The sequence below is a fragment of the Acinetobacter guerrae genome, assembly GCF_009372255.1.
Lineage (GTDB): Bacteria > Pseudomonadota > Gammaproteobacteria > Pseudomonadales > Moraxellaceae > Acinetobacter > Acinetobacter guerrae.
Genome location: NZ_LXGN01000034.1, coordinates 1 through 25,753, shown reverse-complemented (window position 1 = coordinate 25,753; position 25,753 = coordinate 1). Strand labels below are relative to the sequence as shown.

Annotated in this window: 23 protein-coding genes; 12 read left to right on the top strand and 11 right to left on the bottom strand. The window is 39.0% G+C overall.

Annotated elements, in window-relative coordinates; all coding sequences use genetic code 11:
• Positions 1-173: 173 nt before the first annotated feature.
• The 6 genes from kdpA (at position 174) to A7A69_RS09620 (ending at position 8,620) form a co-directional block, all read left to right on the top strand.
• Complete coding sequence (gene kdpA, locus A7A69_RS09645; RefSeq protein ID WP_152877239.1) at positions 174-1,871, top strand: potassium-transporting ATPase subunit KdpA; 1,698 nt, start codon at positions 174-176, stop codon at positions 1,869-1,871.
• A 12-nt stretch (positions 1,872-1,883) separates the two neighbouring features.
• Positions 1,884-3,902, top strand: a complete 2,019-nt coding sequence (gene kdpB, locus A7A69_RS09640) for a potassium-transporting ATPase subunit KdpB (RefSeq protein ID WP_152877237.1) — start codon at positions 1,884-1,886, stop codon at positions 3,900-3,902.
• Positions 3,903-3,912: 10 nt separating this feature from the next.
• Positions 3,913-4,509, top strand: a complete 597-nt coding sequence (kdpC, locus tag A7A69_RS09635; RefSeq protein WP_152877235.1) for a potassium-transporting ATPase subunit KdpC — start codon at positions 3,913-3,915, stop codon at positions 4,507-4,509.
• A 60-nt stretch (positions 4,510-4,569) separates the two neighbouring features.
• The gene (locus tag A7A69_RS09630) at positions 4,570-7,236 is read left to right on the top strand and encodes a sensor histidine kinase (RefSeq protein WP_152877233.1); all 2,667 of its coding nucleotides are present in this window, start codon (positions 4,570-4,572) and stop codon (positions 7,234-7,236) included.
• Positions 7,237-7,244: 8 nt separating this feature from the next.
• Positions 7,245-7,949 carry a response regulator gene (locus A7A69_RS09625; RefSeq protein WP_120371273.1) on the top strand — a complete coding sequence of 235 codons (705 nt, stop codon included), beginning with the start codon at positions 7,245-7,247 and terminating at the stop codon, positions 7,947-7,949.
• Positions 7,950-8,065: 116 nt separating this feature from the next.
• Positions 8,066-8,620, top strand: a complete 555-nt coding sequence (locus tag A7A69_RS09620; RefSeq protein WP_152877231.1) for a DUF2799 domain-containing protein — start codon at positions 8,066-8,068, stop codon at positions 8,618-8,620.
• A gap of 188 nt (positions 8,621-8,808) precedes the next feature.
• Here A7A69_RS09620 and accC read toward each other — a convergent pair whose 3' ends face one another.
• From accC to A7A69_RS09590, 6 genes are all read right to left on the bottom strand, one after another.
• Positions 8,809-10,176 (bottom strand): acetyl-CoA carboxylase biotin carboxylase subunit, encoded by a 1,368-nt coding sequence (gene accC / locus A7A69_RS09615; RefSeq protein ID WP_152877230.1) that lies wholly within the window; start codon positions 10,174-10,176, stop codon positions 8,809-8,811.
• 15 nt (positions 10,177-10,191) lie between these two features.
• Positions 10,192-10,611 carry an acetyl-CoA carboxylase biotin carboxyl carrier protein gene (accB, locus tag A7A69_RS09610; RefSeq protein ID WP_120371276.1) on the bottom strand — a complete coding sequence of 140 codons (420 nt, stop codon included), beginning with the start codon at positions 10,609-10,611 and terminating at the stop codon, positions 10,192-10,194.
• A 27-nt stretch (positions 10,612-10,638) separates the two neighbouring features.
• Positions 10,639-11,088: a type II 3-dehydroquinate dehydratase gene (gene aroQ / locus A7A69_RS09605; RefSeq protein ID WP_151980340.1), complete on the bottom strand. Its 450-nt coding sequence runs from the start codon at positions 11,086-11,088 to the stop codon at positions 10,639-10,641.
• Positions 11,089-11,325: 237 nt separating this feature from the next.
• The gene (locus A7A69_RS09600; protein ID WP_152877228.1) at positions 11,326-12,651 is read right to left on the bottom strand and encodes a Y-family DNA polymerase; all 1,326 of its coding nucleotides are present in this window, start codon (positions 12,649-12,651) and stop codon (positions 11,326-11,328) included.
• A 3-nt stretch (positions 12,652-12,654) separates the two neighbouring features.
• On the bottom strand, positions 12,655-13,254 hold the full coding sequence (locus A7A69_RS09595; RefSeq protein WP_120371279.1) for a LexA family protein: 600 nt from the start codon (positions 13,252-13,254) through the stop codon (positions 12,655-12,657).
• A 259-nt stretch (positions 13,255-13,513) separates the two neighbouring features.
• Positions 13,514-14,380: an alpha/beta hydrolase family protein gene (locus A7A69_RS09590; RefSeq protein ID WP_152877227.1), complete on the bottom strand. Its 867-nt coding sequence runs from the start codon at positions 14,378-14,380 to the stop codon at positions 13,514-13,516.
• Between the two features lie 134 nt (positions 14,381-14,514).
• Here A7A69_RS09590 and A7A69_RS09585 point away from each other — a divergent pair, with 134 nt between their 5' ends.
• On the top strand, positions 14,515-14,976 hold the full coding sequence (locus tag A7A69_RS09585) for a hypothetical protein (protein ID WP_152877225.1): 462 nt from the start codon (positions 14,515-14,517) through the stop codon (positions 14,974-14,976).
• Positions 14,977-15,002: 26 nt separating this feature from the next.
• On the opposite strand, the gene A7A69_RS09580 is transcribed toward A7A69_RS09585, so the two are convergent.
• Together A7A69_RS09580 and brnQ are read right to left on the bottom strand one after the other, a co-directional pair.
• Positions 15,003-15,263, bottom strand: coding sequence for a hypothetical protein (locus A7A69_RS09580; protein WP_004988991.1), 261 nt, complete (start codon positions 15,261-15,263; stop codon positions 15,003-15,005).
• A gap of 537 nt (positions 15,264-15,800) precedes the next feature.
• Entirely contained in the window at positions 15,801-17,102 is a 1,302-nt protein-coding gene (brnQ, locus tag A7A69_RS09575; protein WP_120371282.1) for a branched-chain amino acid transport system II carrier protein, read from the bottom strand.
• A gap of 340 nt (positions 17,103-17,442) precedes the next feature.
• Here brnQ and map point away from each other — a divergent pair, with 340 nt between their 5' ends.
• Positions 17,443-18,264, top strand: a complete 822-nt coding sequence (gene map / locus A7A69_RS09570) for a type I methionyl aminopeptidase (protein ID WP_152877223.1) — start codon at positions 17,443-17,445, stop codon at positions 18,262-18,264.
• 46 nt (positions 18,265-18,310) lie between these two features.
• Here map and A7A69_RS09565 read toward each other — a convergent pair whose 3' ends face one another.
• Both A7A69_RS09565 and A7A69_RS09560 read right to left on the bottom strand, forming a co-directional pair.
• Positions 18,311-19,210 carry a LysR family transcriptional regulator gene (locus tag A7A69_RS09565; RefSeq protein WP_120371283.1) on the bottom strand — a complete coding sequence of 300 codons (900 nt, stop codon included), beginning with the start codon at positions 19,208-19,210 and terminating at the stop codon, positions 18,311-18,313.
• 102 nt (positions 19,211-19,312) lie between these two features.
• Complete coding sequence (locus A7A69_RS09560; RefSeq protein ID WP_120371284.1) at positions 19,313-19,750, bottom strand: HD domain-containing protein; 438 nt, start codon at positions 19,748-19,750, stop codon at positions 19,313-19,315.
• A 182-nt stretch (positions 19,751-19,932) separates the two neighbouring features.
• On the opposite strand from A7A69_RS09560, the gene A7A69_RS09555 reads away from it, so the two are divergent.
• Positions 19,933-20,256: a hypothetical protein gene (locus A7A69_RS09555; protein ID WP_152877221.1), complete on the top strand. Its 324-nt coding sequence runs from the start codon at positions 19,933-19,935 to the stop codon at positions 20,254-20,256.
• Here the strand turns inward: A7A69_RS09555 and A7A69_RS09550 are convergent.
• Positions 20,253-21,218 (bottom strand): LysR substrate-binding domain-containing protein, encoded by a 966-nt coding sequence (locus A7A69_RS09550; RefSeq protein WP_152877219.1) that lies wholly within the window; start codon positions 21,216-21,218, stop codon positions 20,253-20,255. The genes A7A69_RS09555 and A7A69_RS09550 overlap by 4 nt on opposite strands.
• Before the next feature lie 241 nt (positions 21,219-21,459).
• On the opposite strand from A7A69_RS09550, the gene A7A69_RS09545 reads away from it, so the two are divergent.
• From A7A69_RS09545 to A7A69_RS09535, 3 genes are all read left to right on the top strand, one after another.
• Positions 21,460-22,686, top strand: a complete 1,227-nt coding sequence (locus A7A69_RS09545) for an acyl-CoA dehydrogenase (RefSeq protein ID WP_152877689.1) — start codon at positions 21,460-21,462, stop codon at positions 22,684-22,686.
• 241 nt (positions 22,687-22,927) lie between these two features.
• A complete protein-coding gene (locus A7A69_RS09540; RefSeq protein ID WP_120371288.1) occupies positions 22,928-24,244 on the top strand; it encodes an MFS transporter in 1,317 nt (438 codons plus the stop codon).
• A 51-nt stretch (positions 24,245-24,295) separates the two neighbouring features.
• Positions 24,296-25,543 carry a CaiB/BaiF CoA transferase family protein gene (locus tag A7A69_RS09535; protein WP_152877217.1) on the top strand — a complete coding sequence of 416 codons (1,248 nt, stop codon included), beginning with the start codon at positions 24,296-24,298 and terminating at the stop codon, positions 25,541-25,543.
• Positions 25,544-25,753: the final 210 nt, after the last annotated feature.

The following is a 25,753-nucleotide window of genomic DNA, read 5'->3' as shown; positions in this document are numbered from 1 at the left end:
TATACGCATACTGAGATTCGGGAAATCCGTTTCATTTTCAGGAATACAATAATGTCTAGCGTTTATTTCGGTAGCATTTTCAGCACCATATCCAGCGGGCAAGTTCAAATTGGTCTCAGACCATCATCTAATGCTCAAATGATTAATCTCTTTATCAAACAGGAGATTTTGTCATGCTAGAACTCTATTTATTGCTTGCAGTGGTCATTGTCTTAGCTTGGCCATTGGGTAAATATCTGGCTAAAGTTATGGCCAATCAACCAATGCAATCTGATGTCATGTTTGGTTGGATTGAAAGACCGATTTACGGGATTTTGGGGGTAAAGCCACAGCAGCAGATGGGACTTCGCCAATATGTCGCTGCGTTTTTAGTAAGTTGTGTAGTGTTACTGGTTTTATCGACTTGCATTTTTATGACGCAAGCTTGGCTGCCATTGAATCCAAATCAGGCGCCAAATATGAGTTGGGATTTGGCATTACATACCACAATCTCATTTTTAACCAATACTAACCAACAACATTATTCAGGTCAGGCTCAACTGTCATATTTTTCACAAATGACAGCTATTGTGGGTCTTCAGGTGATTACTCCAATGATGGGGTTAGCTCTTGCAGTGGCAACGCTCAGAGCTTTTTTTCTACAGGAAAAAAATAATGATAATTTGACTTCTGAATCAATCCAATTAGGCAATTACTGGGCGGATTTAGTCCGACCTACAGTTCGTTTCTTAATACCTTTATGTTTGATCTGGTCATTATTATTGAATTGGCAGGGGGTTCCTGCGACTTTTCAAGGTGGTCCAGAAGTACAAGTGCTAGATCATACCGTAGAAAAACAATTACAAAAAATTCCACTAGGCCCTGTTGCTCCGATGGTTGCCATTAAGCAACTTGGCAGTAATGGCGGTGGCTGGTATGGGCCAAACAGTGCAGTGCCATTGGAAAATCCGACGCCTTTTTCAAATTTTCTAGAAATGATGGCGATTTTACTTATTCCTGTGTCACTTATTTTTATGGTGGGATATTTCACTCAGCGTAAACGCTTTGCCGTGTTTGTGTTTGGAACCATGTTGTTGATGTCCGTCCTTTCTGCAACTGCATCAATCTGGTCAGAAAGCTTATCTGCAACTGCACATCAAATCACAGTCATGGAAGGGAAAGAACAACGTTTTGGTGCAGCATCTTCTGCATTATGGGCGGCAGTAACCACGCAGGTAAACAATGGTTCGGTCGATATGATGCACGATTCATCTGCACCATTAACTGGATTGGTTGCCTTAAGTAATATGTTGATCAATGCGATTTGGGGTGGCATTGGATGTGGTTTACAGCAATTTATCGTCTATTTATTACTTACGGTGTTTATCGCTGGGTTAATGACTGGGCGTACCCCTGAATTATTTGGTCGAAAAATTGAAGCAGCTGAAATCAAACTGTTGGCAATACTGATCTTATTGCAACCTATAGTGATCTTAACATTTACCGCAATCACGCTGATTAATCCTGCTATATCGGGCATTAGTAATGCGGGTGCGCATGGGATTAGTCAGGTTTTTTACGAATATGTTTCAGCATTTGCCAATAATGGTTCGGGTTTTGAAGGCTTGGGTGATAACACAATCTGGTGGAATTTAAGCTGTAGTGCAGTTCTATTACTGGGACGTTTTCCAGCATTGATTATTCCTTTAATGATTGCTGTTCGTCTTGCTCAGAAACGTCAGGCTCCTGAAAGTTCAGGTAGCTTAAAAGTAGAAACCCCCACCTTTTCATTGACCTTAATTGCAGTCGTGATCACTTTAACCTTGTTGCAATTTATGCCGATTTTAGTCCTTGGGCCAATTGCGGACTTTCTCAGTATGCAGTTAGGTTAAGGAGGAATAACCATGTCAACTCAAATTCAGTCACAACAAATTAGTCAACAGCGCATCGAAGCAATCAAAAGTGCTTTTGTAAAATTGCTTCCTCAGCACATGTTGAAAAATCCAGTAATGGGTATTGTCTGGTTAGGCACACTAATTACGGCATTTAGTACAGTCGCAGGTTATACCGAGTGGCTGTTCGGTAGTCTGGTTACGATCATACTTTTTATAACTGTATTATTTGCCAACTATGCAGAAGCGATAGCTGAAGCCAGAGGGCGTGGACAAGCTTCATCTTTACGTCAGGCGCGACAAAATCTAGTGGCACGAAAACTAGAGTCATTGCAGAATCGTACCACACATGAAATTGCAGCAACTCAGCTTAAAATTCATGATTTTATTGAAGTTCATGCAGGTGAATTAATTCCTGCTGATGGTGAAATTGTTGAAGGTTTTGCGACAATTAATGAAGCAGCGGTGACAGGTGAGTCTGCGCCTGTATTGCGTGAAGCAGGAACAGATCGATCAGGAGTCATTGGTGGTACTAAAGTATTGACCGATTCTATTATTGTGCAGGTAACTGCCGATTCGGGAAATAGCTTTCTGGATCGCATGATTGCTTTGGTTGAAGGTTCAAACCGTCAAAAAACACCGAATGAGATCGCACTGGGCATTTTACTCATGGTGATGACACTGACCTTTGTGATGGTGGTTGTGAGTTTACCTTTTATCGCCAGCTATTTGCAGATCAGTATCAGTCCAGTGGTTTTAGTCGCGTTATTGGTGTGTTTGATTCCTACTACAATTGGTGGACTGCTGCCTGCGATTGGGATAGCAGGGATGAATCGAGCACTCAAAGCCAATGTTCTAGCAAAATCTGGTAAGGCTGTTGAAGTTGCGGGTGATATAGATGTCTTGCTTTTGGATAAAACAGGAACGATTACCTATGGTGACCGTCAAGCGACTGCATTTTATCCGCTTACTTCAGTGGCTGATGCAGAATTAAGAGCTGCTGCATGGGTTTGTTCTTTGGCCGACCCAACACCAGAAGGTAAGTCGATTGTTAAACTGGCAAGAGAGCAAGGCTTGCAGGCGCTTGAGCCTGAAAATGCTGAATTTATTGCATTCAATGCTTCATCTCGTATTTCAGGTGTCAATCTGGAAAATGGTCAGCAGATTCGTAAAGGTGCTCTAGATGCGATTTTAAAATTTGTTCAGCACAATCAGATGGATGCTGAATTACGAGCCAGAGTTGAACAAGTTGCGTCAAAAGGTGCTACGCCTTTAGTTGTTGCAAATGAACATCATATTTTGGGTGTGATTGAACTGTCCGATGTGATCAAGCACGGGATTAAAGAAAAATTTGCCCGTTTACGCGAAATGGGTATTAAAACCGTGATGGTCACAGGTGATAATCCACTGACTGCCGCTGCCATAGCCGCAGAAGCGGGTGTTGATGATTATATTGCTGAAGCGCGACCTGAAGATAAATTGGCATGTATTCGTAAAGAACAACACGCAGGTCATTTGGTTGCAATGGTGGGTGATGGAACCAATGATGCACCTGCATTGGCACAGGCAGATATTGGTTTGGCCATGAACTCAGGCACTCAAGCAGCCAAAGAAGCGGGTAATATGGTTGATCTGGATTCCGATCCAACCAAATTATTAGCTGTGGTTGAAATTGGTAAGCAACAGCTTATTACTCGGGGTGCATTAACCACTTTTTCATTGGCTAATGATGTATCCAAATACTTTGCAATTTTACCTGCACTATTTGCTGCTGCCATTCCACAGATGCAAAAATTAAATATCATGCAGCTTTCTAGTCCACATAATGCGATTTTGGCTGCGTTGATTTTCAATGCCATTATTATTCCGCTACTTATTCCAATCGCGTTGCGCGGTGTGAAGTTCAAACCTTCCACTGCAACACAGTTATTGCGTCGTAATATGCTGATTTATGGTGTTGGCGGCGTAATTTTGCCTTTTATTGCAATAAAGGCGATTGACTTGATTCTGGTGCATATTTTAGCTTTGTAAGGAGTAGATGATGAAATCATCAGTACAGCATATTGAACATGGTTCCGAAATATTACGTCCAGCCATTGGTTTAAGTTTGGTCAGTCTTTTAGGATTTGGTTTGCTTTATAGTAGTATTGCAACTGGATTGGGGCAGGTACTATTTTCTCAGCAGGCCAATGGAAGTTTAATTCAGCAAAATCAGGTGATTGTGGGTTCTTCACTGGTTGCTCAAAATTTTCAAAATCCACGATATTTTATGTCCCGACCTTCGGCTGCAAACTATGATCCGATGGCAATGTCTGGGAGTAATCTGGCGGTGACGAATCCTGATTTAAAGAACAAGATTGAACAGCGATTGGTTGAGGTTGCACAACAGAACCATATTGCCAAAAATCAGATTCCAAGTGATTTGGTCACTACCTCTGGTAGTGGAATAGATCCGCATATTAGTCCAGAAGCAGCGCAATTGCAGGTGGAGCGAATTGCACAATTAAGGTATTTGTCTAAGCAACGCATTCATGATTTGGTTCAGCAACATATTCAGCTGAAGCAGTTTGGGGTTATGGGACAAGCTCGTGTCAATGTGCTTGAATTGAATCTGGCTTTAGATCAGCTCCAACCTTAAACTACAAGAAACAATAGCCCCATTTAAATACAGGGATGTATTTTTGAGCGAAATATAAGTATGACTACAGCACGTGAAGATCAGGCTTCGGCATTGCTTAACCATGTTCATCGTTATCAGGCAGGTCGATTGACCGTATTTCTGGGCGCGGCTCCTGGGGTGGGAAAGACTTATGCGATGCTAAGTCGGGCGCAGGAACTGGTAAAGCAAGGATTAGACATTACTGTGGGAATCGTTGAAACGCATGGTCGCGCAGAAACGATTGCCTTAACAGAAGGTCTATCTATATTGCCCCGAAAAAATATCCATTATAAGGATAAGTGGTTTGATGAAATGGATCTGGACGCTATTTTAACTCAGCGTCCCGCCATTGTTTTAGTTGATGAGCTAGCACACCGAAATATGCCCAATAGTCGACATGAGCGACGTTGGCAGGATGTCAATGAAATTCTGGATGCGGGTATTGATGTATTTACTACCATGAACATTCAACATCTGGAAAGCTTAAATGACGTGGTTTATCAACTCACGGGGATTCGTGTTTCAGAAACCGTACCAGATCGGGTATTTGATCGTATTCGTGATATTCGCCTGATTGATTTGCCAGTCAATGAACTGATTGAACGGTTACAACAGGGCAAAGTTTATTTGCCAGATCAGGCACAATCTGCTTTACAACGTTTTTTTAGTGTTCAAAATCTTACGGCTCTACGCGAGCTAGCCATGCAGTTTGTTGCAGAACACGTCGACTCTGATCTGAGAGAAAGTTACCTTGCTCAGGGAGTGAGTTACATCCCTCTAAAAAATGAGATGTTAGTGGCTATTGATGGCAAAGGTGACTCAGAATATCTGGTGAGATCCGCAAGTCGATTTGCGGAAAAAAGAGGTATTTCGTGGACAGTCGTGCATGTTTCACAAAAACATTTTAATGCAGAAAATCATGTTGAACAGCGCAAATATTCTTCTGTTCAACTTGAAGTTGAAGAGGCTTTTCAACTGGCGCGAAAGTTAGGTGCCCGAACTGAAATCCTATATGGTATTCATGTTGCGCAAACTTTGAATGATGCAATTCAGGAAAAAGGAATTTCGTTTATCATTTTAGGTTATGTACCGTTAAAATGGTGGAAACGTATTTTTCAAAAAGCAATAAGTGCTCATTTATTAGAAAAAAATCGGCAACTTGAAGTAATTTTATTGCCTTTGACAAATGCGGCCCCAAAAATAGCATCTTGGGATGACATCCAGCATTCATTGTTAAGTTTCAAAGAAATTTTATTGATTTTGGTTGTCACTATTGCAAGTATTGTATTGGCACGAATTGCAGAAATTTATATTGGTGTCGATGACCTCTCGATCATTTTTATTGTGGCGGTTTTAATTGTAGCCACTAAAACGAGAATGCTCACCGCCGTCATTACCGCGATAGTTTTCTTTTTTGCGTATAACTTTTTCTTTATTGAACCTCGTTTTACTTTTCAGATTTCTGCACATCAGGGTGTGGTTACTGTTATTGCTTTTTTAGCTGCAGCCTTAATTGCGAGTCGGCTTGCATCCAGATTACGTCAACAGGTTTTATCACTGCGTGCTGCAAATGCATATAGCAGCAAGATGCAGGATCTAACAGCCAGATTATCGAGTGCTGTCCATCTTGATGATGTGGTTCACATGACCCAAGAGACTTTTCAGCAGCAGTTTAATTTTCCAGTTTGGATGCAAATTACTCAGGATGCAGTGATTCCTGCATCACAAGTGCTAACAGAAAAAGAAAGAATTGCAGCAGATTGGTGTGTTAAACATCAGCAGGCTTGTGGCAAGTATACCGATACGTTAAGTCAGATTGACTGGTGGTTCATGCCACTTTTGGCACAGAAGCAAAATCTGGGAGTATTGGGCTTAAAACTCAATCTTCATGCTGCATTGAACGTTGAACAAAAACGTCTAATAGAATCAATGGTAGAACAGATTGCTCAATCCATACTGCGTACAAAACTGGTTACTGAATTGGAACAGGCCAAAATCAGTAGTGAAACGGAACGGCTTCGATCTGCCTTACTTTCTTCTGTATCTCACGACTTACGTTCACCTCTGGCTTCAATGATGGGTTCTGCCGATACACTTAAAAATTATAATGAGGTGTTGTCAGAACAAGACCGCGAGAGCCTACTCGATACCATTCGTATGGAAGGAGAGCGACTGGATCGTTATATTCAGAACCTTCTGGATATGACACGGCTAGGACATGATGGGCTTAAACTGAATCGTGACTGGATTGGTATTGATGAATTGATTGGGTCTGCGACACAGCGCCTCAAACGTTACATGCCAGACATACAGTTTGACATTCAACTTCCAGAGCAACCTGTCAATTTATACGTACATCCTGCTTTGATTGAACAAGCTCTTTTTAATGTACTGGAAAATGCCGCTAAATTTTCTCCAGCGGGCCATGCCATTCAAGTTCGTAGTCAAAAATGGGATGAGCAAACTGTTCAAATTGAAATTGAAGATCAAGGTGCAGGAATCCCAGAAGATGAACGTAATCGCATCTTTGACATGTTCTATACTATGGAACGTGGAGATCGTGGTCGTTTTGGAACAGGCTTGGGGCTTACCATTGTTAAAGCAATTATAGGCGCGCACATGGGGGAAATCGAGGCTGTTACAGGTAGCCACAATCGAGGTACTCTGATTAGAATACGTTTACCGATACATCCTGAACAGTCCTGAATATAAAAATGAATCATACTTTACAAAATTCCGTTGAAACACGCATCGTGGTGATTGATGATGAACCTCAGATTCGCAAGTTTCTGGATATCGCCTTACGCGCACAAGGCTATAAAACAGTTTTATGTGAAACAGCAATGAAAGGTCTGGAAACACTGGCAAGTCAGGGTGCTGAACTGGTGATTTTAGATCTTGGGTTGCCAGATTTAGATGGTCGTGAAGTGTTGCAGGAGTTAAGAACATGGTCGCAAGTTCCTGTCATTGTTTTGTCTGTACGTTCAGATGAGCAGGAAAAGGTAGCTTTACTCGATTCAGGCGCAAATGATTATATGACCAAACCATTTAGTGTCCCTGAACTTATGGCGCGTATTCGTGTGGTACTGCGTTCACAATCATTAACTGGGATGAAGGATCAAATAGATTTTGATGATGGGTATTTAAAAGTCGATCTAGCACAACATCAAGTCTTTATTGATGGAAATTTGATTAATCTCAGCCGTAAAGAATTTCAACTATTGGCGCTATTATTAAAGCATCAAGGTCAACTCATCACTCAACCACAATTACTAAAAGAACTGTGGGGACCAACTCATCAAGAAGATACGCACTATTTAAGAATTTTGGTGGCAAAGCTACGTCACAAACTTGGTGATGATGCAATACAACCCAAATATATTGAGACTGTTGCTGGAGTTGGTTTACGATTTATTTAATTGCCGTTTATTTTTAGAACAACCAAAGCCGATGTTCTAAAATTTTAGTAGTTGTTGTGCCATAATTGTTTTGATCGTTTAAATATATCTAATATAAGTTTTAGTTTGAGTTAAAGATGAAAATAACAAATATCTGTCTGGCTATAATTCCAGTATTGCTTTCAGGTTGCGTGGCGATGAGTCTGGATGAATGTAAAACTGCAAATTGGGTTGCAGTCGGCGAAAAAGATGGTTCAAATGGTCACGAACGCAGGCTAGATCAATTTTATAAAGCCTGCTCAAAAGGAAATGTTGTCCCTAATCAGAGTCAATATGAACAAGGTTATCGCAAGGGGCAAACGTATTATTGTCAAGCTGATAATATTTTCTATGAAGCTTTAAAAGGTAGTGGTAACTATCAAGTCTGCCCAGTGGAAACTCGTGCGAAATTAAGGGATTATTACCAAGTTGCACACAATTATTATAATGCTGAAAATGACTATCAGCGTTATCAGGATAATTTCAAAGAATATTCCCGTAAATCTTATGATGATAAACTCAAGCCAGAGGAGCGTGAGCGTTATAGTAAATTGCTCAAAGATTTACAAAGTGATTCAGATCGTATGAACCGTGACTATCGTTATGCTATTCGTGATCTGGAAAAGTTCAAATATGAACATGGATTGAAATAATAAATTTACTGTTAGTCTGAGAGTAATGCCAACCTGCTAATAAAATTGTGTGTTAAAACTGAACGCTAGCTGATCTTATGATTATGGCAAATATCTTAACGCTAAAAAACTGAATAAAACCTCAACGACTTTAATATTTCTTATCTCTTATAAAAAAACCTCTTATCGAAATAAGAGGTTTTTTAACATTAAGCTTTTTCAGCTGGTGTTGCTTCCAATTGCTTCAGCAAATGTTTTTCAAGATAGTGAATATCCATTGCTTGAGCACAGAATTTCTTATCTTGTAAAATAAGATCTTTATGCAAAGGAATATTGGTTTTTACGCCAGTTAGGATAATTTCATCTAAAGCCTGACGCATACGAGCCAGTGAAGTTTCACGATCTTTACCATGAGCAATCAGTTTTGCGATCATTGAGTCATAATAAGGCGGAATGCTATATTCAGGATAGATGTGTGAATCTAGACGAATACCCGCACCACCTGGGGCATAAAAATGTTCAATTTTGCCAGGAGAGGGTAAAAAGGTCGTAGGATCTTCTGCATTAATACGACATTCAATCGCATGACCACGAACTTCAACATCCGATTGCTCAATATTAAGACCTAAGCCTGCTGCAATGCGTAGTTGTTGTTCAATGATATCGATCCCTGTCACCATTTCAGTAACAGGATGTTCAACCTGAACACGAGTATTCATTTCAATAAAGAAAAACTCGCCATCTTCAAACAGAAATTCAAATGTGCCCGCACCGCGATACTGCATGAGCTTACATGCATTGACACAAGCTTCTAAAATTTCAGCACGTGCCTGCTCAGGTAAGTTTGGTGCAGGTGCTTCTTCTAGAACTTTTTGGTGACGACGCTGTAATGAGCAGTCGCGGTCATATAAGTGAATCGCGTGACCATTACCATCGCCCAGTATTTGCACTTCCACATGACGTGGTTTTTGCAGGAAACGTTCCATATAGACGGTATCATCACCAAACCACATTTCAGCGTCACGTTGAGCAGCCTGAACAGATTCAAGTAGGGTATCGACACGTTCAACGATACGCATACCACGACCGCCACCGCCTGCGGCAGCTTTCACGATCAAAGGAAAACCAATTTCTTTGGCTTCTGCCAGTGCATTATGAATAGTCACAGCATGATCACAACCTGGAACAGTTGGAACACCTGATTTTTTCATGGCAACGATTGCAGAAACTTTATTCCCCATTAAGCGAATATGCTCAGGACGTGGGCCAATAAAGATAAAACCCGACGTTTCTACAATCTCGGCAAATTCAGCATTTTCTGAGAGAAAGCCATAACCCGGATGGATGGCATCTGCGCCTGTAATTTCTGCTGCTGTAATAATTGCAGGGATATTTAAATAGCTATCACTACTTGCACCCGGGCCTATACATACAGCTTCATCTACGAAACGTAAATGCATTAAATCCTTATCGGCATCAGAATAAATACCAACAGTTTTAATGCCCAATGTTTTGCAAGCGCGGGTAATTCGTAATGCGATTTCACCACGGTTTGCAATTAATACTTTTTGCAACATAAATGCCCCCGTGGATTATGCGCGATAACGGAATAATGGTTGACCAAACTGAATCACTTCACCGTTTTTCACTAAAATTTCTTCGACTACACCACTTTGAGTCGCCTCAATTGGGTTCATGATTTTCATCGCTTCAATAATACCCAATGTTTCACCCGCAGAAACGGTCTGACCCACTTTAACAAAAGTTGCTTCACCTGGACTTGGGGCAGCATAGAACACACCTACCATTGGTGAAGTTTCTACTGCACCACGCGGTGTTTTTGCTGCAGGTGCAGCTGTAGGCGCAGCAACGGGTGCAGCTACAGGCGCAGTGGTATACACAGGTGTTGGGCGAGTGAGAGAGATAGATTGATCACCTTCTTTAACCTCAATCGCTTGTAAGTCAGATTCAATCATCAAGTCGATGAGTTTCTTAATTTTGCGAATATCCATAGGTGAGTATTCCTAAATCATGGTGAATTAATGAGAGGACTGTAGTTTTTCGATGGCCGTGTCGAGGGCATAAGAATATCCTTTTGCTCCCAAACCACAAATCACGCCAACGGCTTTATCAGATAAATAAGAATGATGGCGAAAGGTTTCGCGCGCATGTACATTCGATAAATGTACTTCGATAAAAGGTATGGCAACGCCAAGTAAGGCATCGCGTAGAGCAACTGAAGTATGAGTAAGCGCAGCAGGGTTAATAACAATAAATTTAACGCCTTCAGTCTGGGCTTGATGAATACGATCTACAATCGCACCTTCCCAGTTACTCTGAAATGTTTCTAATTGAATACTGGAATTTTGAGCTTGGGCAATCAACTGTTGGTTGATATCATTCAAAGTGAGATAACCATAAACTTCTGGTTCACGTTTTCCTAACAGATTCAAATTCGGTCCATGAATCACCAAAATGGTTGAACTCATTCTGTTTGCTCCAATTCATAAAATGCAAATAAGCTTTGCAAGATGTCTGCAAAGTTTGCTTATTATGGCATAATTTTCTACATGTTTTTTATAATTTGTTTTAATTGAAGCAGAAAGCGTTTGCCAAAACTCAGCACCTATATTGCAAACTTTGCTGAAAATTGGCAATGTTAAAAAATGACAAATTTTACGATTTTTTTATTGCATACTATTTTAAACCGAATTGACGAAAACAGTTCATTTATTTTGTGTAACCGTCATATGTGAATCATTGATACATAGCAGTTCGTTCCATCGAGTAAGATAATGAGGAGATCGATAAAGTTGTTTCATTTTCCATTGGAACTGGCAGGAATGATATCCAACTTGCAAACTTTCATTGCCAAAGCGGTTTTTTATTGAGCTAAGCGTTAGCATTAGATTTTGACGTTCATTGATCTGTTCTAGTGGTTGCCAAAGATCATCGATATGTTGTTGACGAGGATATAACCCACAAAACATTACACCAATTTTGATATATTTTTTATTTTTATCAAATAAAACATCAAGTTGCTGTAAAGAAAACTTTGTTAAAATTAGTAGATCATCTGTCGCATATTCAAGACCAACAGCATGTGTACACGCTTTTTTATACGGTTTGGTTTCTATTTTTTCATATAGAAAAACTTGAATGCAATTGCATAATTGCTGTTGCTTTAACAAACGACGATGTGCACGATTTAAATGAAAAATGAGAGCCTGTTTTATTTGAGATAAGTCATTTAGACTTTGTGAAAAACTTCGTGATGCCAAAATACGTTTACTTGGAATCAGTGGGTCATCTAGAGAGATACAGGATTGGCCTTTTAGCTCACGAATCGTGCGTGCAATAATCACTGAAAACTCTTTAGCAAGATAGTGTTCATTGGCAAAAGTTAAGTCATAGGCGTTATAAATATTATAGGCTTGTAATCTTTTGCTGATTTGATGACCAATGCCCCAGACTTCTTTAGCAGGTGTATTGATCATTAAATCTTCCAAAATAAGCGGATCAAGTTTTCCCAAATGGCAAACGCCTTTGAAGCTGTAAATTTTTTTTGCAAAATGATTGGCGAGTTTTGCTTGTGTTTTACTGTGACCTATACCAATTGAACAGGGTAGTCCTAGCCATTGCTCAAGAACTTTGACAAGTTGATGACAGTATTCTTCTATATCAAATAATCTGACATAAGGGGTAAGATGAATAAAGCATTCATCGATTGAGTAGGCTTCGGTATCTTCTGTATTAAAAAATTCCTGAATTGTTAAAAAAAAGCGCCGAGACATTTCTGCATATAACGTATAGTTGCTAGAAAATACCTGTACACCTTGATACTGGGGAAGATCTTTAATTTGATGCCACGGCACAGCCATTTTAATCCCCAGTGCTTTTGCCTCATTACTTCGTGAGACCACACAACCGTCATTATTGGACAATACTACGACAGGCTGATTGTTAAGTTTGGGTTGGAATAAGCGTTCACAACTGACATAACAATTATTAATGTCAATCAGTGCATAATGTTCCTGCTGAAACTGAAACATAATTTATCTCAATTTCTTAAGGATGCAGGTGACAACTCCCCAGACTTTTAAATTGTCATTTTCATGAGGATAAATATCTGGAAATTCTGGATTTTCTGCTTTTAACCAAAAATCGTAAGGATTTTTGTTATTACACATATAACGTTTAACTGTAAATTCATTATTGAGCAATGCAACTACAATATCGCCATGTATCGCTTCCAAGCCCTTATCAATAATAATTTTATCGCCTATTTCGATACCTGCATCCCTCATTGATAAAGAACTGACTTTGAGCATAAAGGTTGAGAGCGGATTTTTTACAAGATATTGATTAAGATCAAGTGTTTGCTCGATATCATCCTGCGCAGGTGAGGGAAATCCAGCCGCAATAGACTCAAGTGGAAAGGGGATTTCAACACAGCTTGTTGCCACAAGTTTTTGTAGATTCTGAATAGATTCAATATCTTCTTTGGGACGCGGTTGTAGCCATGCTTTAATCGCGTTGACTTTTGATGCAGGAACACGCATAACGACGGTTTTTTCTAGATATTGTGCTTTTCGTCCAGCATTATCTCGTTTTCCCCCATGTGTTTTGGGTGGTTCAGATAAGGTTTTGTTCATTTTGAATTACACATGATGAATTTGTAACTCAATCAAGATAGCAAATAAAATATAAAAATACTAGATCCATAAAACATCAATCAGCTTGTGATTAACAAAGTTTTAAATACAATTTTCTGAAAAATAAAAGAAAATTTTTTAGTTCTTCTTTTTAATTACTGTGAAGCATATATTGGAAATAGAAGTGGGTTGAATCAAATGATCGAGAGTCATAACTCAGAGAAAATATATGCTCTCGATAACTTTAAGTGAATAATAATTACTCCTCGATATGTTGTTGAATAAGAGGCCATAAACTTTGATGAGATTTTTTAAACATCAACATATGCCCAATGGTTTGAAAACCAAGTTGTTTAGGTTCTAGCTTAATCATCTCAGTCTTTGCATTTGGATATAAACTTAATAAATCTTTCACATTTATTTCTGTTGCAATCTCATCATCTGTAGCCCAGATTGACGTTACAGGGCATACAATTTGGTGATGAAAATCGTGCTGTACTGTTTTTCCTATCGCATTTTTTATATAGCCTGCTTGACTACAAAATTCTCGCCATTGTTTTGCTACTAATTTGGGTAAGTTTTCTCCCATGCCAATAAATTGTGTCGCTCCGTACCCTTTGATCAGACTTGAAATAGGGAATACAAAATTAAACATCACAGGTGCTAAAATCTTAGTCTTACCTTTTAATTCTTTTACATAACCTGTTGAGCCTGCAACAGCAATAACTTGGTGTACTTTTGCATACAGTGGATTAATACCTAAAAGCTGACCGCCTGCACTATGGCCGAGTAAAATGACTTTCTCTGCACCTGATTTATTTAATAGTGTTGTCATTGCGGCAGGAATATCCAGCGTTCCCCAGTCAACAATACTCGCGTTAGAGCGACTAAGACGTCCATGCAAAGATTGTCCAATTCCACGAAAGTCAAAAACCATGACATCATAGCCTTGTTCACTCAACCAACTTGCGAAAGCATGATAAAACGATTTGGTAATACCAGTGGCAGGACAAATCAAAATAGGATAAGTCTTGGCACTTTCGATATTTTTAGATGATCGATAGAATTGAGCAGCAAGTTGATAACCATCTGCACAACTTATCCATATTTTTTCAAAATTTTCCATAAGGTGTCATCGGCTAATAATCTTGCTTGTACTTTAAGTTAGTTCCAAAATGAAACTTGATAATTTTTATGACTTAAAAGTCAAAAATATGCTATATAACGGGCTTCCAAAAATAAATATAGAGATGGAATCTCATGATTTTTTTAAGTTTTGCTGTAAAACTAGGGATTATATTTAGTGGGATTTTTCTTTGGGTGGGGATGCTGACGGGCGTTTGGAAATATTATCAAATTCGTCAATCTCAACAATCACGCGCACATTATTATGTCGATATTGCCCATCGCAGTAGTCTTTTGTATGCTCCCGCAAGTCTCATTTTGGCGGTCTTGGCTTATTTTTCAGTCTGGTCAGCATTTATTAATTTAATCTGCGTAATCCTAAATCTGATTTTCTTTAGTTTTTCGATTGGGTCGTACATCTTGCATGGTTTTTTAAAAGATACTAGCAACCAGTTTCAAACACCACATAAGTTGGGGCGGCGTAGTTTACCTACATGGATGATGACATTGGCAATGCTGGCTTTAATTGTAATCGAAGTCGGGGCGACTTTCGTTTTATTATTAGGTTCTATAATTCGGTTGAGTCAAGGGACTTAAAAGTAAAGGGCATAAAAAATGGATGATTACTCATCCATTTTCTCCATTTTAGCTTTGGCGCGTTCTAGGCTAAGCTGGCGGAATTTGTGGTCAACAAATGCCCATACTGAAAAGGCAACAGAAACCACAAGAGCATACATAAAGTATTCAGGCTTTAAATTGCCTTTAATCATTCCTTGAAATGCAAGTGTCAACATCAGAGCAACAGTCGTTATTCCATAAATCACTGTGTCTGAGGTCTTCAGAGCGTTAATGAAGACTTGCTTATTGAAATGTAATGATAACATCTCCACCCCTCCTTCTTTAGTTTGACTAAACATAATTGTTTTAGTCGGATTTAATATTACAGTTGTACTTTGAATTTGATGGTATTTCAATAGGTGATAACATTATTTTCCAAAATACTTGGCTTATATATAAAAAATATGATAGTTGTTTATATTTTTGTAAGAAATATAAGCATTTCTATCAAAAATATTTATATATAACGAAATTGTTTGGAATCTCTTTACATCGTATGTACATTTTTTTCGAAAAAACATACGACTTAAGCTGAATAAAGCATGAATCATGCCAGCTAACTTGATAAAAGTAATATGTCAGGTTGTTTTTTAGCCTAGAATGTTTTTCTTAAAATTTAATTAAATATGGAGTAATGACTCTATTTTTAAGAATGGATCATAAATAGCGGGTATTTAGTAAATAGGTTGCTTATAAAACATCGCTGAAACAAAAATGCCTGTTTTGGGTAAAAACAGTGGCATTTTTATTGGGTTTAAAATCAGGTTTGGATAAAACAAGACTTTAATTTAACAACAAAATAATCAAACGGTCGGTTTTTTGATTTTGTCGATCACAATAGAAATGACAAGTACTGCAATAGAAGGAATAAGCCATGCTAAATTTTGTGCATTTAGCGGTAAATTTTGAACGAAATCAGGGAGAGATGCTTCAAAACCAGCGACTTTTAATCCTTCAATAATACCAAATAAAAATGCAACTGCTGTAACTGGGGCGACGACGCGAGCAGGTACGTTCCAGTATTTCCAAAAGAAACTCAGCATAATTACCACAATGGCGGGCGGATAAATTGCAGTTAAAACAGGAACTGAAATTGCAATAAGTTTGGTAAGTCCTAAATTGGAAATCAATAATGAAAACCCAACTAAAATAAACACAAACAATTTATATGGTAAGTTAGTCAACTGTGCAAAATACTCAGCACACGCACAAGTTAAGCCAATTGCAGTCACCATACATGCAATAAAAATTAATACAGATAAAAATAATGAACCTAGATCACCAAAAGCGTGTTGTACATAGGCATGTAAAATTACAGCGCCATTGCTCGCATTTGGTGCAACTTCATGACTTCCTAGCCCAAGTTTAAACAAGCTGATATATACCAGTGTTAAACCAATGCCTGAAATAATACTGGCAATAATGGCATAACGTGTCACTAGTCTGGGTTCACGAACTCCACGTGAATAAATCGCCTGAATAATCACGATACCAAATACCAAAGCACCCAAAGTATCCATGGTTAAATAACCACTTACAAAGCCTTCGGAAACTGGATGGGCAACATAATTATTAATCGCAGGTGGGATATAGCCTGATGGAATAAGAAAAGCGGCGACACCTAAAACTGCAAGTGCAGCAATTTTTAAAGGTGCGAGAAAACGTCCAACAGTATCCAGAAGTTTATTTGGATAAAGCGAAACCAAAGTCACAAATGCAAAATAAACAATACTATAGATCAGCAGGCTGTGACTAGATGTACCAAAATAAGAGGAGAAACCAATTTCATAAGAAACGGTTGCAGTACGTGGGGTGGCAAATAATGGTCCAACCGATAGATAGCACACAATCGTAAGTAGCAGGCTAGCTACACGTCCAAGTGGTGAACTGATCATCGCAATAGAGCCTTCCATGCGGGAAAGCGCCATAATGGTGATAACAGGTAAGCCTACAGCCGTAATCAAAAAGCCTGCTGCGGCTAACCATACATGTTCACCTGCTTGTTGAGCAACAATCGGTGGGAAAATAATATTACCGGCCCCAATAAATAGCGCAAAGGTCATAAAACCAAGTGCAATAATATCGGAAGTGCGAAGACTGGTCATAAAATGAGTGTTGATGATAAAAACATGCAAATTTTAGTATAAAAATGGGATGTTTGTGCAATTATCTGAGTTGATGATCATTTCAACATAGCAGCGAAATTGGCGTAAATAGTAAAAATGGTTAAATTAAACTTTTGAAAACAAAACTGAAATTTCAACGACTTCAAGGCTTTATCTATAAAATTATGTTATGAATAAATAAAGTTATTAAAATTAATTGATTAAAAAACAGCCTAAATTGCTAGAGTGTTAGGTTCTAATCAGAAATGATAAGCATTAATGCAATGTAAGTCTGATGGTAAAGGGAGTATAATTCACTCAATCAAAGAGGGGGATTGCAATGCGAGCATCTACAGTGACCATCAAAACTGAACAAGATATTGAAAATTTGCGTATTTCAGGTCGGCTTGCTGCACAGGTTCTGGAGATGATTGCTGATTATATTAAACCAGGTGTGAGTACCGAGTATCTGGATGATATTTGTAATGATTATATCGTTAATACTTTGCAAGTGATTCCTGCCAATGTGGGTTATCACGGTTTTACCAAAACCACCTGTACGTCAGTTAATGAAGTGGTCTGTCACGGAATTCCTTCTCCAGCTAAAATTCTTCAAGATGGCGATATTATTAATATTGATGTTGCTATTATTAAGGATGGTTATTTTGGTGATACCAGCCGTATGTATCTGGTGGGTGATGTGCATCCTAATGCAAAAAAATTGGTTGAGACCACTTATAAAGCGATGTATGCAGGTATTCAAGCAGTAAAACCGGGCGCGACATTAGGCGATATTGGGTATGCGATTCAGTCTGTCGCTCAAGCTCAAGGTTATAGTATCGTGCGTGAATATTGCGGTCATGGCATTGGAAAGGTTTATCACGAACAGCCAAATATTCTGCATTATGGTCAGCCGGGACAAGGCATGGTCTTACAAAAAGGTATGGTCTTTACGATTGAACCTATGGTAAATGCAGGGCATGCGCAGGTTAAAGAACTTAGTGATGGTTGGACAGTGGTGACCAAAGATAAATCATTATCGGCGCAGTGGGAGCATATGGTTGCAGTCACAGAAACAGGTTATGAATTATTGACACCGTGGCCAAATGGTACAGGGTTATATCCTGATATTGAAGTTCTACCTATAATAGAAACTGAGTAAATCTGCGCTAAATACAGCTTGTTTCTATAGAAACAAGCTGTATTTTTTATCTCGTGCTTAATTGTTCAACCAAATAATCAATAAACACCCGAACAGCAGGTAATTGACCGCGACGAGATGGATAAACTGCATGGAAAATACCATGCGGAGCTTTCCAGTCTGGCAAAATTCGAACTAATTCGCCTGTTCTTAAATAATCATTGGCAATGGTATCTGGTAGTAAGGCGACACCACAATTTTGGCTTGCCAGATTTGCGAGCATGAGTAAGTTTGAGGCCATAACAACTGGATTGACTTTAACTTTATTTTGTTCATTCTGCATATTATGTAGGATGATTTGTTGGTCTAAATGATCATCGGACAAACTTAAAATGCGGTGTTGAATGAGATCTTCAGGCTTTTTAATTGAGCCATATTCATTCAGATACGCCTGACTTGCAAAAATATGTTGTTCAATCGTGCTGAATTGGCGTATCACTAGACTCGGATCATCATCCAGATTTGAGCGTACACGAAGAGCAATATCGATTCCTTCATTAATCACATCAAAACGTCGATTACTAATAATCAGTTGTACTCGAATTTCAGGATATAACTTTAAAAAATCAGGCAAAATTTTTGACATCTGATTTTGTGCAATATCGACGGGGACGGTGACTTTAATCACACCACGAGGTTTAACGCTTAAATGGTCGACCAGATCGTGTGCAGCTTGCGCAGCATTCATCATCACTTGAGCATGACGATAAACATTCATGCCGATTTCTGTCACTGCAAAATGTCTAGAACTACGCTGAATTAGGCGTACCCCAAGACGTTCTTCAAGATTATAGACACGTCGGCTAAGTTTGGATTTTGGGATATCGGTGGCACGTTCTGCCGCACTAAACCCACCATGTTCAACGACTAAAGCAAAACAATAAAAATCGTCTAAATCAGTGAGCATAATGAATTTCCGTTGAGCAGCAAATTTAATTTTATAAGGACTGCCGCACAGTATACCCAATAATTTTAAAGCGTTATGTTAAACCTGAGTAAATAACTCAAATTATGCTAGGGCTGCGGGAGGATTAAGTAAGAACTCTTTTACTTTTTTATACTCTTCTAGCCGCATAAAATCACGTTGGGTAGGAGATTTGATTCGACTTAAGTCCATATTATCTGCAAGATCAGCCAGTTTGACGGTTCTTGCCAGTGAATTTTTAACAATTCTTTTGGCTGCATCTAAACGGCTTTCACTTTCTTTTTTTGTTAGTGCCACGACAGCATCGATCACATTTTGGCTAAACCCCAAAGTAATTAAATCTACAATGGTGGTATCTGTATCTTCAAGTAAATCATGCATGACTGCGACCAGTTTTTGATCCATGCTTTCAACATTTAGCATCAGTCGCAAAGGGTGTAAAATATAAGGTTGTCCTGCTTTATCAAGTTGTCCTGCATGTTTTTTTGTTGCCAGTGCAATGGCTTTTTCTAGTGTTGACATGAAATCTCCATTTCCAGAACGTCATTCATTCAGAATTCACACAATTGAGCACGTTTTTTTCTTTGTATGATAATAAGCATGAGTTGAAATGAATAGCAATTCTCTAAAGGTGGATTTTAAAAAAAATAGATGCAAGCAAATATTTCTTTTACACTACTGTGCTCAATTTTAGAGTAAAGCATATGTCGTACCAACTTGTTCAGCAGGCTGATGCTTCTGCCAATATTTATTGCCCCATTTGTCAACATGCAGTAGTTGACTGGACTCAAGAGCAATATGTTCAGCCTTGTGAGCATACTTTATTTATTGCAATGGACTTAGGATTTGAATTTGTTGCAGATCGTTTTGAAACTCAGATGAAACAACCTGTAGATGAGTTACATGAAGATCCTGATATGAATATTTTTACTGCAATTAGTCAGACTGAATATCCAGAGCTAACAATTATTCAAGCCGATTTAGGTGTTCAGAATTTATCTCGCTATGTGGGATTTAGTCGTGACTAACGCTTGGTTTGTTTTGCAAAAATTCTGGACTGGTAGGTGTTGACTTCTTTTTCCAGCCATTCGGTAAATTTTAAAATCAGAGCGTTATTATGCTGTTCAGAATAAACAAAATAATAAGAACGTGCGCCCACAAGTTTTAAAGAAGATGCAATCACCAAATCAGCATTTCCCAATTCTTTTTCAAGCAACATTTGTGGAATTAGTGCTACGCCTAAATGATGCGTTGCTGCGACTGCCAGCATCGAAAAGAGTTCATGGCGTTGACCTTCCATTGCATAGGGATAGTCATACTCTGCGGCTGTAAACCATTCTTTCCAGATATAAGGCCGCGTGGTTTGTTGTAATAAAGGCAGTTGACTAATCTGTTCGGGAGATAAATCAATAGACTGAGTTTGATCAAGTGCTAAGTGTGGGAAGTGCTTTTGAATTAGGGCTAAAGAGCAAACAGGTACAACTTCCTCTTGCATCAGAAATTGAATTTTTGCCCCAGGCCAGTTTTCAATCTGAGAAGGTGTTCCCGCATAAATGGCGGCATCAAAAATATGATCACTAAATAAAAAAGGTTTGGTACTGGTTTCAAGGTGAATGGTAATTTCAGGATAAATTTCATTAAAACGATATAAACGAGGTAATAGCCAACGCGTGGCAAACGTCGGTACAACTCCTAGCTTTAACGTTCCACCTAAACCTTTGTGCGACATCAAATCTAGCGTACTTTGTTCAATGCCGAGTAAATACGGTTTAATACTCTTAAAATATTGTTCACCTGCTTGCGTTAGTTCAACGCCGTGTCGGGTGCGATTAAACAGCTCAATATTTAAGAATTCTTCCAATTGTTGGATTTGTCGTGACACTGCGCTTTGGGTAATCGAAAGCTCTTGCGCCGCGTAGGTATAACTTTTGTGCTTGGCTGCTGATTCAAAACAAATCAATGCCTGTAAAGAGGGAATCATACGCCGCATATCACACGATCCTTGTGGTTATAGTGAAATCAAGATATTTATAAATGACATATATTTGTACACGCCAGATCTCATATGTATGATGAAAATAGCCTGTTTTCTCAAATCTAGATCAAACCTCAGTCTAAAACAAGGATAAGATATGCGTAAATGGAATGACTGTATGCAAATTTATCGTTTGCTGCTTTGACGCTGACATCGTAGCATCAGGTCAATGACAAACAAACAGGCTAGGGAAGCGATGAATCAAATGGTCGATACAGCTAAAAAATCTGCACGTGTTCACTTCAATTGGGAAGACCCATTCTTACTTGAACAACAGTTAACTGAAGAAGAGCGCATGATTCGCGACAGTGCACATGCATATTGTCAAGATAAACTCATGACACGTGTATTGGAACAATTCCGTCACGAAACTACAGATCCTACTATTTTTCGTGAAATGGGTGAATTGGGTCTACTTGGCCCAACGATTCCAGAACAATACGGTGGCGCAGGTTTAAATTATGTCAGCTATGGTTTGATTGCACGTGAAGTTGAACGTGTTGACTCGGGTTACCGTTCAATGGCAAGTGTACAAAGCTCTTTGGTGATGGTGCCAATTAATGAGTTCGGTACAGAGGAACAAAAGCAAAAATATTTACCTAAACTTGCAACAGGTGAATACGTCGGTTGTTTCGGTTTGACTGAACCTGATCATGGTTCCGATCCAGGTAGTATGATTACACGTGCCAAAAAAGTAGACGGTGGTTATCGTTTAAGTGGCGCAAAAATGTGGATTACCAACAGCCCAATTGCTGATGTGTTTGTGGTATGGGCAAAAGAGGTATCGCGTGAAGGCAATGTGGGCGAAATCCGCGGCTTTATTTTAGAAAAAGGTTGGGAAGGATTATCTGCACCTGCAATTCACGGTAAGGTTGGTTTACGCGCGTCTATTACTGGCGAAATTGTCATGGATAATGTATTTGTTCCAGAAGAAAATGCATTCCCAGAAGTTCGTGGCTTAAAAGGTCCATTTACTTGCTTGAATAGTGCGCGTTATGGGATCGCTTGGGGTGCTATGGGAGCGGCCGAGTTCTGCTGGCACACTGCACGCCAATATACATTGGATCGTAAACAATTTGGTCGCCCATTGGCTGCCAATCAGTTGATTCAGAAGAAACTCGCCGATATGCAAACTGAAATTGCATTAGGATTACAAGTTGCTTTACGTTTTGGTCGTATGAAAGATGAAGGTATTGCTGCGGTTGAAGGCACTTCACTAATTAAACGTAATAACTGTGGTAAGGCATTAGATATTGCACGATTGGCCCGTGACATGATGGGTGGTAATGGTATTAGTGATGAATTTGGTGTTGCACGTCATTTGGTAAATCTTGAAGTGGTCAATACTTACGAAGGTACACATGATGTACACGCTCTGATTTTAGGACGTGCCCAAACAGGTATTGCCGCATTCGGTAACTAATTCAATTCAAAAATTTTAAATCCAAATCACACTGATTTAAAGATGCGCTTCGTGCGTGTCTTTAAGGATTTTTTTGTCTAAAAAATGATAATGCAAACACACAGTCAGGGATTCATCATGAAATTTTTCATGAGAACGTGACACTTTGCTTGGGCTAGATAAATATCAATGGCAAAGCGATCATGACATGATCAATCGATGAAAACCCAAGACTCATTTAGGAAAAATGAGGTGAAATAAAATGAACAATGATGTTCAAGCAGTTTCTGGAAATCTTCCAAACACATTAGCTTCAAATATTGGAACATATGATCGAATCACACCAAACACATGGAAATGGGCATTGCTATTTGCTTATTTTGCGATGGTGGTGGATGGCGTTGATATCATGTTGTTGTCTTATAGTTTGACCAGTTTAAAAGCAGATTTTGGTTTATCTACTTTTCAGGCGGGCGCATTAGGCAGCGCATCCTTAGCAGGGATGGGAATTGGGGGGATTTTAGGTGGTTGGGCCTGTGATAAGTTTGGTCGTGTTAGAACCATTGCGCATTCAGTGACATTCTTTTCAATTGCAACTTGTATTTTAGGTTTTACACAAAGTTTTGAACAGTTCATGGCACTTCGCTTTATAGGTGCGTTGGGAATTGGCGCACTTTATATGGCTTGTAATACCTTAATGGCAGAATATGTTCCAACGTCGTATCGTACAACGGTATTGGGTACATTGCAGACTGGGCAAACGGTCGGTTATATCGTAGCTACACTATTAGCTGGTGCAATTATTCCTGAACATGGCTGGCGCATTCTGTTTTTTATTACCGTGGTTCCAGCAATTATTAATGTCATTTTACAGCGCTTTGTCCCTGAACCAAAATCATGGCAATTAACAAAAATTGCAGCTTTAAATCCAGAAAAACAAAAAACAGAACAACCAGATGTGAAACCTAAAAGCGGCAGTATTTACAAACAAATCTTCAATAACTTCAAACATCGCAAAATGTTTCTACTCTGGATGACCACAGCATTCTTTTTACAGTTTGGTTATTACGGGATTAATAACTGGATGCCAAGTTATCTTGAAACTGAAGTCCATATGAACTTCAAATCGTTAACCAGTTATATGGTGGGTTCATATACAGCCATGATTCTTGGGAAAATTTTAGCAGGATATTTAGCTGATAAATTTAATCGCCGTGCTGTGTTTGTATTCGGCACACTTGCTAGCGCAATTTTCTTGCCAATCATTATCTTTTTTAATACGCCTGACAATATTCTTTATTTATTAATCACCTTTGGTTTTCTTTACGGTATTCCATATGGGGTAAATGCCACATATATGGCAGAGTCGTTCTCAACTGATGTACGTGGGACTGCAATTGGCGGTGCTTATAACATTGGTCGTGTCGGTGCTGCGATTGCGCCTGCGACTATTGGCTTTTTGGCATCTGGTGGGACTTTTGCAATGGCATTTATTGTAATGGGTGCAGCCTACTTTATCGCAGGTGTATTACCTGGCTTTTTTATTAAAGATCGTCAGTATGATCCGCAAAAATCTTGAAATAGAAAAGGCTGACATTCCAATTGGGTGTCAGCTTTTGGAGGAACAAATATGGGTGCATTGACAGGCTTAACAGTATTGGATTTAAGTCGGGTTTTAGCGGGACCATGGTGTGGTCAAATTCTGGCAGATTTAGGTGCAGAAGTGATTAAAGTGGAACGTCCAAAAGTGGGTGATGATACTCGCATGTGGGGACCGCCGTGGATGTTAAATGATCAGGGCCAACCGACTAAAGAAGCGGGTTATTATCAGGCAGCCAACCGAAATAAATATTCTGTGGCAATTGATATTGCATCTGAAGAAGGTCAAAAATTAATTCAGGACATGGTTAAAGATGCGGATGTATTAATTGAAAACTACAAAGCTGGTTCTTTGGCAAAATATGGACTTGATTACGCGACACTAAGTCAAATTAACCCGCAACTCGTCTATTGTTCAATTACAGGTTTTGGACAAACAGGCCCTCGTGCAGAAGAGCCTGGCTATGATTTTGTCATTCAAGGCATGTCAGGATTGATGAGTATTACAGGTGAGCAAAATCAAGAACCACAAAAAGTTGGAGTTGCGGTTGCAGATATTCAAACTGGATTGTATGCCACAGTTGCGATTCAGGCAGCATTATGGTCACGATTGAGTACAGGTAAAGGACAGCATATTGATTTGTCTCTTTTGGATGTACAGGTTGCAACATTGGCCAATCAGGGCATGAACTTTTTAACGACAGGAAAATCTCCTGTACGAATGGGAAATTCGCATCCAAATATCGTGCCCTATCAAGTATTTAAGGCAAGGGATAAAGACTTTATTATTGCCTGTGGTAATGATAAACAATTTAAAGACTTGTGTATTGCAATAGATCGGGCGGATTTACTGGGTCAGCCAAACTATTTGACCAACAAAGATCGAGTTGCACATAGGTATGAATTAATTGGTGTATTGAGTGAGCATTTTCAAACGCAAGATGCAAATCATTGGGTCGCACAAATTCATGCGAAAAAAGTTCCAGTGGGCATGATCAACTCAATTGAAGAAGCATTAAACGAACCACAAATTCTGGCTCGTCAAATGGTAGTAAATATTCCACACCCACAAAATCAGAGATTTAAAGTAATTGCTTCACCAATCAAATTATCGGGTACTCCAATTGAATATCATCATGCACCACCACAACTGGGTGAGCATACCTTTAAGATACTGAAGCGTTATAAATCGAATGATCAACTTAATCAGTTCAGTGAAAAAGGTATAATTGATGGTAAAATGAACGATATTAACCAAAGAAAAGCTTATGTTGATTAAAAAACACCCTAATGATATTTTTTTGAAAAATAGGGGTTGCGCTGGTTTAAAAACTGTATAGAATACGCAGCATCCCGACGCGATACACGATGAAGATCTTGGCTTTTAGGGTTAAGGTTGAAGGATTTGTATTGAGTTGAATTTTTTGCTGACGAGGCAAGGAATAGATCATTAAGAATATAGAAGAACAACTTGTGTGGATTTTTACTG